At 61.2% G+C, this 12,546-nt stretch carries 11 protein-coding genes; 5 read left to right on the top strand and 6 right to left on the bottom strand.

What is annotated here, in order from left to right; translation table 11 throughout:
• Positions 1-195 precede the first annotated feature (195 nt).
• From C9E91_RS17250 to C9E91_RS17240, 3 genes are all read left to right on the top strand, one after another.
• A complete protein-coding gene (locus tag C9E91_RS17250; protein WP_107109509.1) occupies positions 196-861 on the top strand; it encodes an FxLYD domain-containing protein in 666 nt (221 codons plus the stop codon).
• Between the two features lie 86 nt (positions 862-947).
• Positions 948-1,490: a hypoxanthine phosphoribosyltransferase gene (hpt, locus tag C9E91_RS17245; RefSeq protein WP_107109508.1), complete on the top strand. Its 543-nt coding sequence runs from the start codon at positions 948-950 to the stop codon at positions 1,488-1,490.
• 186 nt (positions 1,491-1,676) lie between these two features.
• Entirely contained in the window at positions 1,677-2,036 is a 360-nt protein-coding gene (locus C9E91_RS17240) for a response regulator (protein WP_028754822.1), read from the top strand.
• Between the two features lie 55 nt (positions 2,037-2,091).
• Here the strand turns inward: C9E91_RS17240 and C9E91_RS17235 are convergent, their stop codons facing one another.
• The 4 genes from C9E91_RS17235 to argH form a co-directional block, all read right to left on the bottom strand.
• Complete coding sequence (locus C9E91_RS17235) at positions 2,092-4,869, bottom strand: TIGR02302 family protein (protein ID WP_107109507.1); 2,778 nt, start codon at positions 4,867-4,869, stop codon at positions 2,092-2,094.
• Between the two features lie 250 nt (positions 4,870-5,119).
• Positions 5,120-6,391 carry a diaminopimelate decarboxylase gene (lysA, locus tag C9E91_RS17230; RefSeq protein WP_107109506.1) on the bottom strand — a complete coding sequence of 424 codons (1,272 nt, stop codon included), beginning with the start codon at positions 6,389-6,391 and terminating at the stop codon, positions 5,120-5,122.
• Between the two features lie 13 nt (positions 6,392-6,404).
• Positions 6,405-6,599 carry an LPS translocon maturation chaperone LptM gene (gene lptM / locus C9E91_RS17225; protein WP_107109922.1) on the bottom strand — a complete coding sequence of 65 codons (195 nt, stop codon included), beginning with the start codon at positions 6,597-6,599 and terminating at the stop codon, positions 6,405-6,407.
• Positions 6,600-6,698: 99 nt separating this feature from the next.
• Positions 6,699-8,099, bottom strand: a complete 1,401-nt coding sequence (gene argH, locus C9E91_RS17220) for an argininosuccinate lyase (protein WP_107109505.1) — start codon at positions 8,097-8,099, stop codon at positions 6,699-6,701.
• A 23-nt stretch (positions 8,100-8,122) separates the two neighbouring features.
• On the opposite strand from argH, the gene tlpA reads away from it, so the two are divergent.
• Together tlpA and C9E91_RS17210 are read left to right on the top strand one after the other, a co-directional pair.
• Entirely contained in the window at positions 8,123-8,788 is a 666-nt protein-coding gene (gene tlpA, locus C9E91_RS17215) for a thiol:disulfide interchange protein TlpA (RefSeq protein WP_107109504.1), read from the top strand.
• Positions 8,789-8,915: 127 nt separating this feature from the next.
• Positions 8,916-10,751: a tetratricopeptide repeat protein gene (locus C9E91_RS17210; RefSeq protein WP_107109503.1), complete on the top strand. Its 1,836-nt coding sequence runs from the start codon at positions 8,916-8,918 to the stop codon at positions 10,749-10,751.
• 93 nt (positions 10,752-10,844) lie between these two features.
• On the opposite strand, the gene C9E91_RS17205 is transcribed toward C9E91_RS17210, so the two are convergent.
• Together C9E91_RS17205 and C9E91_RS17200 are read right to left on the bottom strand one after the other, a co-directional pair.
• On the bottom strand, positions 10,845-11,723 hold the full coding sequence (locus C9E91_RS17205; RefSeq protein WP_107109921.1) for a 3-hydroxybutyryl-CoA dehydrogenase: 879 nt from the start codon (positions 11,721-11,723) through the stop codon (positions 10,845-10,847).
• 148 nt (positions 11,724-11,871) lie between these two features.
• Positions 11,872-12,546: electron transfer flavoprotein subunit alpha/FixB family protein (locus C9E91_RS17200; RefSeq protein WP_107109502.1), on the bottom strand; the 675-nt coding region annotated here is incomplete at its 5' end.

Genomic DNA, 12,546 nt, shown 5'->3' with positions numbered 1-12,546 from the left:
TCCGCAGTGTTCAATCAGGCGACTTGTTAACCAAGGCCGTTAACAGCCGGTAAATTTTGCTGGAAAGGCGCCCGATTCATGGCGATCTTTGCGAAGCATTAACCATTAAAATTTACGACTGGGCAGGATTCGTTTCAATGCCCAGAATTCAGATGGGCGTGGAAACCATGTGGATCACCGGAAAGGGAGGTCGCCATGGGCACTTTTCGCCACCGCCAGCAACAGGCGGGATTGATCTATGACCTGCTGCCGCCCGAACGCGCACTGGGTTCGGGACTATCGCGCCGCTTCGGGCCGAAGGAAGATGTCGTCGACGCCGAGTTCGTGACGGTCATCCCCAGCCGCATCAGGACCGCGTCGACCAGCAACACCCGCGACAGGGCTTCCCGTCCCGGGCAATCGTCGCGGCCGGCTGCTAAGGGCACTCTCCGTCATGCATTCACGAGCCTGCGCCTTGCCGAGGGTTGGCTGCAGCAGGCGTCGCGCCGCAGTTTCGTGGCGCTCATCGTTGCTCTGGCCATCCTGGTCTTCGGACTTGCCGGTGGTTTCTCAGGGCTATCAGGCACGCCGGCACAGGCGACGTCGGAGCCGCTGCAGTTCTCGCATGTGACGCTGACGCCGCATGACGAGAACGGCATGCGGGTGGTCACCGTCAACGGCATCATCGAGAATGAGACCGGCGCCACGTTCTCGGTGCCGTCCGTCCGCGCCGATATCTTTTCCGGCGGTCAGTTGCTGACAAGCGTCGTGGTGAACCCGCCGGTCAATCGCATCGGACCGCACGAAAGCCGCGGATTTTCTACGCGATTACAGCATCCCGGTGGAAAAATGCCGGATGTTCGCCTTTCCTTTATGCCCTAGGGGGTGTGTCGGCCCCCTGGATTGTGCTAGGGCCTAGAGCTTGATCGGCGGAGAAGCGCCGCAACAGCCATGGAGCATGCCAATCAATGCCTGTCGTACGCGGGAAGAATATCGAGCCGCTTTTCACCGCCGAACAGATCGCCGAGCGCAACCACGCCATGGCGCAGGAAATCGCCAGCGGCCCGACGAAGGATCTCCTCGTCATCGCCATTCTCAAGGGCTCGTTCATTTTTGCCGCCGATCTGCTGCGTGCGCTGCATGAGACGGGGTTGGCGCCGGAAGTCGAGTTCATCACGCTCTCGAGCTACGGCGCGGGCACGGTCTCCCAGGGCGTGCGCATCGTCAAGGACATCGACAGCGATGTCAGGGATCGCGATGTGCTGCTGATCGACGACATCTTGGAATCCGGCCGCACGCTGCGATTCGCCAAGGAATTGCTCTACGAGCGCGGCGCCCGCCACGTCACGCTCGCGGTGCTACTCGACAAGAGCGTCAAGCGCCAGGAAGAGCTGGAGGCCGACTATGTCGGTTTCGAATGCCCCGACTATTTCGTCGTCGGCTACGGCATGGACGTCGCCTATGCTTTCCGCGAACTGCCCTTTGTTGGCGTGGTAACCGGGGACGCCTGAGATTTCGGAGCCAGAAATGGCTACCGGTTTTGGGACAATCCGATGCTCTCGCAATCTGTCCCAATACGCTCCAGCGATGACGACTCATTAACCACGGAGCCGCATCGCACCACCGTCGTTTACCTATCGCAAACGGAATTCTGGTGATTTCGGTCGCGGAACATGACGGACCACGGAGCATAGACCATGGCAAAAATTCTGATCACGGAAGACGAAGATTCTCTTCGCACCTTTGTCGCCCGAGCCCTGCGCTTGGACGGCCACGAGACCGAAGAGGCGGCCGATGGCGCCGAAGGTTTGGAAAAACTGAAGCAGGGCGCTTACGACCTGCTGCTCTCCGATATCCGCATGCCGGTGATGGACGGCATCGAATTGGCGCATCAGGCTGCCTCGACTTGCCCTGGCATGAAGATCCTCTTGATGACCGGCTATGCGGAACAGCGCGAACGCGCCGACGATCTCATGGAAAAGATCGTCGATGTCGTTTCCAAGCCCTTCGCTTTGCCGGATATCCGCAAGGCGGTTGCCCGCGCGCTTGCTGCCTAAGCGGCAAGATCATCGGAATAGGCTTCGCCGATAGCGGCGAAGCGGGGGTGACCCCTTATTGGCCCAAATTGAGTAGGCGTTCGAGATAACGCCGTTCTTCCGACAATGACGGATTGTTGCTCAGCCGCTCGCGGATCGCATCCAGGATTTCGCGGGCGCGCTGTGGATCGATGCGATCGGGCACCTTATTCTCATTGGCGTCGTCGCCGAAGGGGTCGCCATTGCGCAGACGGCCAAGCGGATCGCGGCCGTTCTGATTACCCTGGCCGGCCTGACCTTGCTGCTGCCCCTGGCCCTGACCCTGCTGCTGTTGCATCTGCGCCATAAGCTGATTCATCATGTCGCGTGTACCCTTGCGCAGTGCGTCGAGGGCGCGGCCCTGGCCCTGTACGGCGGCTTCGCCGTTGCCCTGGGCGAGGTCTCCGGAGGCGCCCTTCATTTCCTGTTGGGCCTTGCCGTAATTCTGGTTCGGCTTCATGCCCATGGAGCCCAGGTCCTTTTGCAGTTCGCCGAGCTGCTTGCCGAGTTCATCCTGCTGCTTGCGCAATTGCTTCAGGGCATCGCGCAGTTGATCGGCGGTCATGTTGTCCGTCTGATTGCCGTCCTGCTGCTTTTGGCCCTGTTGTTGGCCTTGCTGATTTTGGCCCTGCTGGTTCTGGCCTTGCTGCCGATCCCGTTGGCCCTGATCCTGCTGCCCTTGGTCCTGCTGCGTCGGATCATTCAGATCCGGCATAGGCTGGTTCAGCGCATCGTCGCCATCCTCGTTGGGATCGCCGCGCTGCATGCGGTCGCGCATGGCCTGGTCGAGCTTGAAGGTCTGCTCCATCAGCTTCTGCTGGTCGCGCAGGATGCGGCCGAGCTTGTCCATCTGCTGGCGCATCTTGTCGTTGGCTTCGCCCTGCTGCTGGTTCTGGCCGCGCTGCGGCCTGCCTGCCTGCAGGTTGTTCATCATCTGCTGCAGTTCGGAAAGCATCTGCTGCGCCGCTTCACGATTGCCGGAGCGGGCGAGATTTTCAATCTGGTCCATCATCCGCTGCAGATCCTGCTGGCGCAGAATGTTGGCCGACTTCTGGTTCGGCTGCGCCGGCATGTTCTTCATGCGCTCGGCGAGCTCCTTCATATAGTCGTTCATCGCCTTGCGCAGTTCGTCCGTCAGCTTCTTGATCTCGGCGTCGGAGGCATTGCGCTGCAGAGCCTCGGATAGCTTCTGCTGCGCGTCGCGAAGGGCCTTCTCCGCATCGGTCAGTTGCGCGTCTTCCATGCCGAGCGCGATCTGCCACAGGTAGTCGGCGGTATCCTTCAGCGCGATATCGCCGTGAGCGAGCTTCATGCGTGTCAGCGCCGATTTGAGCAGCAGGTAATTGCCGAGATCGGGGATCGTCTCGTTCGGGCGGATCGTCAGCGATTGATTGAGTTCAATCGCCTCGGGCATCTTGCGGGTATCCAGCGCAAAAATCTGGCGTTCCTCGGCAACGGCGGCGGCGAGTGGCTCGCTGAAATTGCGCGAGGGGAGGGTCATTTCATAGGGCGCGCTGCGGCCGGTCTGACCAGCGCCGTCACGCGCGACGAGGGTGATACGCACCTGCTTGCCGGCAAGCGGGTCCTGCGTCAGGTCGTGGTTTGCCAGCCCCTTGCCGTTGCGGCGGTCGCGGCGCGAAATCTCCAGCCTGTATTCCGGCAGGCCATAGAGGGGCGTCGCCTGGGGATCGGTCTCGACAGGCACGATTTCGGCATGGGCCTCTTCGACGCCGTAGTCATCCTTGACTTTGAAGCCGATTTCGAGCGCGCCGTTGGCGGTTGCGTGCGGAATGCCGTCGAAGGCGATTTCTGGCGGCTTGTCGGCGACGACTTTGAAAGACCAGGATTTCCCGTTGACGGTGAGCTTGCCGCCCTTTTCGAGCTTCAGCACATGGGTGCGGGCGACCATGGCGTCGGTGCCGGCCGGGGCGGCGGCGTTATTCGACACCGGTTGTACGGTCGGAGGCGTGGCGGCATTGCCGTTTGCCGGCTGCTTGCTCGCATCCGCGGCCTGCTCGGGAATCTCGGCGTCATTGTCGCTGCCGGCGGCCTGAAACAGTACCTTCTCGTCCGTTGTAGCGCCGGTGACGCGCACGGTCAGTTCGGAGAATTGCGGTACGTTGACGCTGTCACCGGTATTGGCGGCACTGCCCGTCAGGTAGACGGGCGCCCCACCGGTATAATAGGGCGGCGTCACCCAGGCATCGACGCGCAGATCCGGATTGACGGACGTCACGGCCGGAGCGGTGAAGGCATCGGTCAGCGAGCCGCCGCCGTTGGACATGGAAAAGCTGAATGCCGTCACCAGCAGCAGCGCAGGAATGGTGCGAAGTGCGAAGCGGTCGTAGCGGGCGATGTCAGGACGTGGCAGGCCGGCGTCCAGAGCGGCGATCCGCGCCGCCATGCGCACCTGATGCTCCCGCCACAGCGCCCGGGCAAAGGGCGTGTCGAAGGCTGGCTCGTCCTCCTGCACGGTGACCGGCTGATGGGCGAGGCCGTTACGCTCCTCCAGCATCCGGTCGGCTTCGGCGACCGTCGGCCAGCGCAGGCGGCGGAAGGGGAAAATGGAGACGGCGAAGGCGATGGCGAAAACGGCAAGCAGGCCGAGGCGCAGAACATCCGGGGCGATGCGGAAAATACCGAACCAGGCTGCAGACAGGAAAAGAGCCAGGATCGAAAGCGGCACCAGCAGCAGGGGCAAGATTTGTTCGGATGTCAGGACCAGCCGCGCAAAGAGACGCTTGACCGCAACCAGCCGCGCCAGCGCCGGACGGGTGGCGAGCGCGCCCTTCTTGAGGTTGCTGGGGCTGGTCATCGGTCCGGTTTTCTCCCCGATCTGACGTTGATGGCTATCTCTCTGTTGGAGACGCTGGGGCGTCGCATCGGCCCGCAATCATGGCGCCCGGCGAGACGCCTTTCACAGGAAGATAACATTCTTTGTGGCGAAGACGAGGGCAAGCGGTGGTGAAGGCCGCTTTTTCATCGGATTTCGCCGAAACGTGATCAAGCTCTTTGGTCGGGCATAGCGCGTGAATTTCATCGAAAATCGGCTCGGATTTCCGAACTCACACGTCGAACCAGGGCGGGATCGAATCGAGGCCAATCAGCTCGTCATAGGTCTTGCGCGGCCGAATGACATGGAATTTGCTGCCCTTGACCAACACTTCGGGCACCAGAAGCCGGCTGTTATAGGTGCCGGCCTGCACCGCGCCATAAGCGCCGCCGGAGCTGACGGCCAGCAGATCGCCGGGCTTCGGCATCGCCATTTCACGGTCGAGCGCCAAATAGTCGCCGGTCTCGCAGACCGGGCCGACGACGTCGGCCTTGATGCGCGGGGCATTGGCGGCGGTGATCTCGACGGCACGAATTTCGTGATAGGCCTCGTAAAGCGTCGGGCGGATCAGGTCGTTCATGGCGCCGTCAACAATGACGAAAGTCTTGTGGCCGCCATCCTTCACGTAGATCACCTCGGTCACCAGGATGCCGGCATTGCCGACGATCAGGCGGCCGGGCTCGGTGACGATCTTGCAGCTCAGGCCGCTCAACTGATTCTTGACGATGTGGGCATAGGCTTCCGGCGCCGGCGGCGGATCGTTGTCGTCGCGGTAGGGAATGCCGAGGCCGCCGCCGATATCGACATGGTGGATATCGTGGCCGTCGCCGCGCAGCGTCTCGACGAGATCGCGCAGCAGCTTGAAGGCGTCCTCGAAGGGTTGCAGCTCGGTGATCTGGCTGCCGATATGCATGTCGATGCCGGTGACCTTGATGCCCGGCAAATTGGCGGCGCGGCCGTAGACGGCGCGGGCACGCTCCCACGAGATGCCGAACTTGTTTTCCTTCTTGCCGGTCGAAATCTTCGCATGCGTGCGGGCATCGACGTCGGGATTGATGCGGAAGGAAACGGGAGCGACCTTACCGGCGCGGACGGCGCGCTGGTTCAGCACTTCCAGTTCCGGCTCGGATTCGACGTTGAAGCAGTAAATGCCGGCTTCAAGCGCCACATCCATCTCCTCAGCAGTCTTGCCGACGCCGGAGAACATGATGCGGCTTGCCGGGATGCCGGCGGCCAGAGCACGATGCAGTTCGCCGACGGACACGACGTCGACGCCGGCGCCGAGCCGGCCGAGGGTCTTCAGCACCGCCTGGTTGGAATTGGCCTTCATCGCATAGCAGACCATGGCGTCGACATCGCCGAAGGCTTCGGAGAAGACGCGGTAGTGACGCTCGAGGGTTGCCGTCGAATAGACGTAGAATGGCGTGCCGACCGCCTTGGCGATTTCCGGAACGGGAACGTCCTCGGCGTAGAGAATGCCGTCGCGATATTGAAAATGGTTCACGGTCGAGGCCTGTTTAGAGAAGCGGATCGAGGAGGAACTTCTTGTCCTCGGTGCCCGGCTGTTTCGTCGGCTTGGAGACGTCACCGCCCTTGGTTGCCGCTGCACTTGGCGGATCAAGATCGCCCTTGCGGCCACATCCGACGACGGCAAGGCCGATGACCGAAAGCACGACGGCCAGGCGGATGATATGCGGCATGTTGATCTGCATCGAAATCCTCTTGGGCGGCAAACGCGGAAGCAGTCCTTCATAGCGAAGTTTCCGGGCCTTGTGCACCCTGATTGTTGATTGTGATTTTCGGCGATTTTCTCAGTTGCGAGCACGCCAGAAGGCGATCTGCTTGCGTACCTCCGACGGCGCCGTGCCACCGTAGCTCTTGCGGCTGGCGACCGAGGCCTCGACGGTCAGAACGTCGAAGATGTTGGCCGTAATCGCCGGGTGGATCGCCTGCAGTTCTTCGAGCGATAGTTGGGCAAGATCGCAGGACTTGCTCTCGGCGAGTGCAACGGCGCGACCGGTGACGTGATGGGCGTCACGGAAAGGCAAGCCCGCTTCGCGCACCAGCCAGTCGGCAAGATCGGTGGCGGTCGAATAGCCGGAGCCGGCTGCCGCCTTCATGCGGGCGGTGTTGATTGTCATGTCGCGCACCATGCCGGTCATGGCGGCAATCGCCAGTTCCAGGCTTTCGGCGGCGTCGAACACCTGTTCCTTGTCTTCCTGCATGTCCTTGGAATAGGCGAGCGGCAGGCCCTTCATGATGGTCAGGAGCGCTACCAGCGAGCCGTTGATACGGCCGGTCTTGGCGCGCACGAGCTCGGCGGCATCCGGGTTCTTCTTCTGCGGCATGATGGAGGAGCCGGTGGAGAAGGCGTCGGAGAGGCGCACGAAGCCGAACTGCGGCGTCGACCAGATGACGATTTCCTCGGCGAGCCGCGATAGGTGCATGCCGGCGATGGCGGCGATCGACAGGAATTCGATGGCGAAATCGCGGTCGGAAACGGTGTCGATCGAATTGCGCGTCGGCTCACGGAAGCCGAGCGCCTTTGCGGTCATGTGGCGATCGATCGGGAAGCCGGTGCCGGCAAGGGCTGCCGCGCCGATCGGGGATTCGTCCATGTGCTCGATGGCGTGGCGCACGCGCGAGCGGTCGCGGCCGAACATTTCGACATAGGCCATGCAATGATGGCCGAAGGTGACGGGCTGTGCCGTCTGTAGATGGGTGAAGCCGGGCATGACACTCTCGGCATGTTCTTCGGCGCGGTCGAGGAAGGCGGCGATGAGATCAGTCAGCGCCTGTTCGCATTTCTGCAGCTCTTCCTTGACCCAGAGGCGGAAATCGAGCGCCACTTGGTCGTTCCGCGAACGGGCGGTGTGCAGCCTTCCGGCGGCCGGGCCGATCAGCGTCGCGAGCCGTGCTTCGACATTCATGTGGATGTCTTCGAGGCGGCGGGAAAATTCGAAATTGCCGCTCTCGATCTCTGACAGGATCGTGTTCAGGCCGTGAACGATCTTGTCTTTATCCTCGGTGGAAATGATGCCTTGATGAGCGAGCATGCCGGCATGGGCGATGGAGCCGCGGATATCCTGTGCAAACAGCTTCTTGTCGAAACCGATCGATGCATTTATCTCCTCCATGATCGCCGCGGGGCCGGAGGCGAAACGTCCGCCCCACATCTGGTTGGAGGATTTGGTGTCCGTGCCGTCAGCCATGAGATGCCTACCTGGAGAATGTAATGACAGCAAAGAAGCCGTTCGGTCTGCCGTCTATGAAACTCGTTCTGCTTGCCGCCGTCGCTGGGGTTATTGCGGGCGCGGCAGCGGTATACGTGAAGGAGGCGGGGTATGGCAATGGCGTTGGTGAAACGGCCTCATCCGGGCAATGCGATACGGCAAAGGATCGCGCCGCAGCTTTGACGCCCTTTACCAAGGGTCAGGTCGCTGCCATGGCTGCGCCGCAGACGCCGATCTCGCTGCAGAATGTTGCCTTCAAGGGGCCGGACGGCCAGCCGCTGTCGGTCGGCAGTTTCTCCGGCAAGACCTTGCTTCTCAATGTCTGGGCGACATGGTGCGTGCCGTGCCGCGAAGAAATGCCGGCGCTGAACGCGTTGCAGAAAAGCTTGGGCAATGACAAGTTCGAGGTCGTCGCCGTCAATATCGATACGGGCGACGACGAAAAGCCGAAGACGTTCCGCACGGATTACGGCATCGACAAGCTCGGCTATTATCGTGACAGCACCATGGGCGTCTTCAATGCGCTGAAGAAGCAGGGCCTTGCTTTCGGCCTGCCGGTGACGCTGCTGATCGACGGCAAGGGCTGCCTCGTCTCGGCCATGAACGGGCCGGCGGCATGGGACAGCGAGGACGCAAAGAGCCTGGTGAAGGCTGCGATAGCGCTGTGAGGCCGTTTGCGCGCATCGTGAGACACGAGATTTGGATCTGATCGAATACGGGGTCATCCTCGGGTAAGGCCCGGATGAGAGACTAGGGCAATCGCCCAACCCGTTCTCTGTTTGAAAATCGATCCAGATGAATCAGTCTCCGGCCCATACTCTGCCCGATGCATCAGCGCTTCCCTCCATCCTGATCCAGGCTGCGACCTTGATGGGTGCTGGCAGCTACGAGGATGCTATCAATCTGTTTCTATCGGCTGGCGAGCTTGTCAGCCGTGAACCGATCGCGTCCAATACGCTGGGTTTCTTGCTGCTGAACGTCGACAGGCCGCAGGATGCCATCGTTTGGTTCGAAACAGCGCTCCGCCTCAAACCCGATTACATACATGCGATGTCAGGTCTTGGCATGGCATGTCAAAACACCGGCGATCTTGCGCGGGCGCTGCAGTGCTATGAGAGAGTGGTTGCCGCGCAGCCGGATGACGCGGCATCCTGGTACAACCATGGTGTCGTGCTTGAGGAGGTGGGGCGCTCGGTCGAAGCGCTTTCGAGTCTCGAGCGGGCAATCGCTCTCAAGAGCGATTACAGCCTGGCTTTTTCCAAGCGCAGCCAGGTCGTAGAGTCGCTGCGCAATGTGCCGGAAGCCATACAAGAAGCCTTGCGCAACTGCCATCAGTCGCCCGAAGACCCAACATCGTGGTCGCGGCTTGGCGATATTCTCCAGAAATCCGGCGATTTCGACAGGGCGATAGCAGCCTATGACAAAGGATTGTCGCGCTTTCCCGAGGATTTTCGCTGCCTCTGCAACAAGGCGCAGGCGCTGGAGGCGACCGGTCGCTGGCGCGAGGGCCTAGCTACGGCGCAACGGGCGCTGCGTGTCGAGCCGACCGATCGCGAAGCATTGATGCTTTGCGGAAAGTTTGAGCTCAAGCTTGGAAATCCGGCGGCGGCGCATGTTTGTTTTCTGGCGGTCGCCGAGATGGGCGTCGTCCGCAACTATCCGGCGGCGAAAAGGCCAGCAAAGTTTCGAGTGCTGCTGCTCTTCTCACCCGAAGCTGGCAACACGCCCTATGAGGATCTGATCAGAGACAGTTACTTCGACACGGAGGTGATCTTTATCTTGCGTGGTTATCGCAATGACCCGCAAGTCCGCAGCGATCGGGTTGATGTCATCGTCAATCTCGTTTCGGACACTGATTTTGGGCTCGATGTGATGGCGTCTGCCATCGATGTTGCCGATTCCCTGGAAAGGCCGGTCGTCAATCACCCGCGGCTGATGTTGGCGACGGATCGCGAATCCATCTCGCGACGCCTGAGCAGCGTTGCGAACGCGGTCATGCCGACGACCATTCGTATCGAGGCCAAAGATCTGTGCCGGCGGGTGCGTGACGGCGACACCGGCGCCTTTCCGGTGATCGTGCGTCATACCGGCAAGCATGGCGGCGATATGATGGAACTGGTGGCGGATGCCGGCGCCCTGCTGAGCTTTGCCGAGGACGCCGGAGAGCAGACCCTCTATCTGACGGATTTCGTCAACTACAGTTCACCCGACAGGCTTTTCCGCAAGTACCGCTTCGTCTTCGTCGGAGATGAGATACTTCCCTATCACCTGGCCATCGGTGATGGCTGGAAGGTGCATCATGTCACGACGCGCATGTCCGACGTCGAGTGGATGCGCAAAGAGGAAGAGGCCTTTCTGAACGATCCCGGCAGCGTCTTCGGGCTAGAAGGCATGGCGGCCCTCGATGCCATCCGCCGTCAGATCGGTCTCGATTATTTTGGTATCGATTGTTCGCTCGATTCCCAGGGCAGGGTGGTGATTTTCGAGGTCAACGCCTCGATGCTGATCCACATTCACAATGAGCGCTTTGAGTATAAGACGCCGCATGTGAATAGAATCAAACGATCGTTTGAGCTGCTTCTGGAGCGGCGCGCCAACGAGTACCGCGCATCGGTTTTGGCTTCCCGGTAACGTCCCCTCACCACGCGCTTTCGCGCGACCTTTGCCGGGGTTGAGCCACAGGTCTCAACCCGTCCTTCAGACCCCCATTGGGGGCGAGGTATTCTACCGTGTCGGAACCGGCACTTCGCCGCGATAGTCGTAGAAGCCACGGCCGGATTTGCGTCCGAGCCAGCCGGCTTCGACATATTTCACCAGCAGCGGGCAGGGGCGATACTTGGAGTCGGCGAGCCCGTCATGCAGCACCTGCATGATCGACAGGCAGGTGTCGAGGCCAATGAAATCGGCGAGCTGCAGCGGGCCCATCGGGTGGTTGGCGCCGAGCCGCATGGCGGTGTCGATGGCATCGACGGTGCCGACGCCTTCATAAAGCGTATAGATCGCCTCGTTGATCATCGGCAGCAGGATGCGGTTGACGATGAAGGCCGGGAAGTCTTCGGCCACGGTGATCGTCTTTTCCAGCGAGGTGACGTAGTCTTTGGCGGCGGAGAAGGTCGATTCCTCGGTGGCGATGCCGCGCACTAGCTCGACCAGCTTCATCACCGGCACCGGGTTCATGAAATGGATGCCCATGAAGCGTTCCGGCCGGTCGGTCGCGGATGCGAGCCGCGTGATCGACAGCGATGAGGTGTTGGTGGCGAGGATCGCCTCGGGCTTCAGGATCGGACAGACCTGAGCGTAGATCTTGCGCTTGACGCTTTCGTCCTCAGTCGCGGCCTCGATTGCGAGATCGACGTGGGCAAGGTCGTTGAGATCGGAGGAGCCGGTGATGTGCGACAACGCCGCCTTGCGGTCCTCGTCGCTCATCTTGCCGGAAGCGACGTGCCGGGCAAGGTTGCCGTTGATGGTGGCAAGGCCGCTTTCGATGCGATCCTGCGACAGATCGTAGATGTGAACCTTGTAGCCGGCCAAGGCGGACACGTGGGCAATACCGCAGCCCATCTGGCCCGCGCCGATAATACCAATCGTCTTCAGCGAACTCATTGCCAACTCCCCGGCGGCGCGTTCTTGAAGGCGCGCCATGCTTTGCATCATAAATTTGCCGGACTATTTCTAGCCCGGCAAGATTGATAGCTCTATAAAGGACAATTTTCCAGTCTTTCGCAACTGCGAAAGAGAGTGATCGGTGCGATCACAGCGCCTTTTCGAGTTCGGGCAGCGCCTCGAACAAGTCCGCGACGAGGCCATAGTCGGCGATCTGGAAGATCGGGGCCTCTTCGTCCTTGTTGATGGCGACGATGACCTTGCTGTCCTTCATGCCGGCGAGATGCTGGATGGCGCCGGATATGCCGCAGGCGATATAGAGCTGCGGCGCCACCACCTTGCCGGTCTGGCCGACCTGCCAGTCGTTCGGCGCATAACCGGCATCGACGGCAGCACGGCTTGCGCCGACGGCAGCACCGAGCTTGTCGGCAACCGGCAGGATGACTTCCTTGAACTTTTCCGCCGAACCGAGGGCGCGACCACCGGAGATGATGATCTTTGCAGACGTCAGTTCCGGACGATCCGAGGTCGACAGTGCGTCGGCAACGAAGGTCGACAGACCGGGATTGGCGACCGCCGCGATCGCCTCGACGGTGGCCGAACCACCCTCTGTGGCGGAAGCAAACGAGGCGGTGCGCACGGTGATCACTCGTCTGGCATCGCTTGCCTGCACCGTCTGGATGGCATTGCCGGCATAGATTGGCCGCTTGAAGGTGTCGGACGACACGACTTCGATGATTTCCGAAACCTGGGCGACGTCAAGCAGGGCTGCAACCCGCGGCATGACGTTCTTGCCGACCGAGGTGGCGGCCGTCAGGATGGT

This window comes from Rhizobium sp. SEMIA4064 (assembly GCF_003025035.1).
Taxonomy (GTDB): Bacteria; Pseudomonadota; Alphaproteobacteria; order Rhizobiales; family Rhizobiaceae; genus Rhizobium; species Rhizobium paranaense.
Note: the sequence above shows the minus strand (reverse complement) of the source record. Positions and strands in the feature narration are given on the sequence as shown.

Bases quoted from the DNA above. Each gene is read 5' to 3' on its own strand.
- C9E91_RS17250 (WP_107109509.1), top strand. From the start codon at position 196: ATGGGCACTTTTCGCCACCGCCAGCAACAGGCGGGATTGATCTATGAC.
- hpt (WP_107109508.1), top strand. From the start codon at position 948: ATGCCTGTCGTACGCGGGAAGAATATCGAGCCGCTTTTCACCGCCGAA.
- C9E91_RS17240 (WP_028754822.1), top strand. From the start codon at position 1,677: ATGGCAAAAATTCTGATCACGGAAGACGAAGATTCTCTTCGCACCTTT.
- C9E91_RS17235 (WP_107109507.1), bottom strand. From the start codon at position 4,869: ATGACCAGCCCCAGCAACCTCAAGAAGGGCGCGCTCGCCACCCGTCCG.
- lptM (WP_107109922.1), bottom strand. From the start codon at position 6,599: ATGCAGATCAACATGCCGCATATCATCCGCCTGGCCGTCGTGCTTTCG.
- argH (WP_107109505.1), bottom strand. From the start codon at position 8,099: ATGGCTGACGGCACGGACACCAAATCCTCCAACCAGATGTGGGGCGGA.
- tlpA (WP_107109504.1), top strand. From the start codon at position 8,123: ATGACAGCAAAGAAGCCGTTCGGTCTGCCGTCTATGAAACTCGTTCTG.
- C9E91_RS17210 (WP_107109503.1), top strand. From the start codon at position 8,916: ATGAATCAGTCTCCGGCCCATACTCTGCCCGATGCATCAGCGCTTCCC.
- C9E91_RS17205 (WP_107109921.1), bottom strand. From the start codon at position 11,723: ATGAGTTCGCTGAAGACGATTGGTATTATCGGCGCGGGCCAGATGGGC.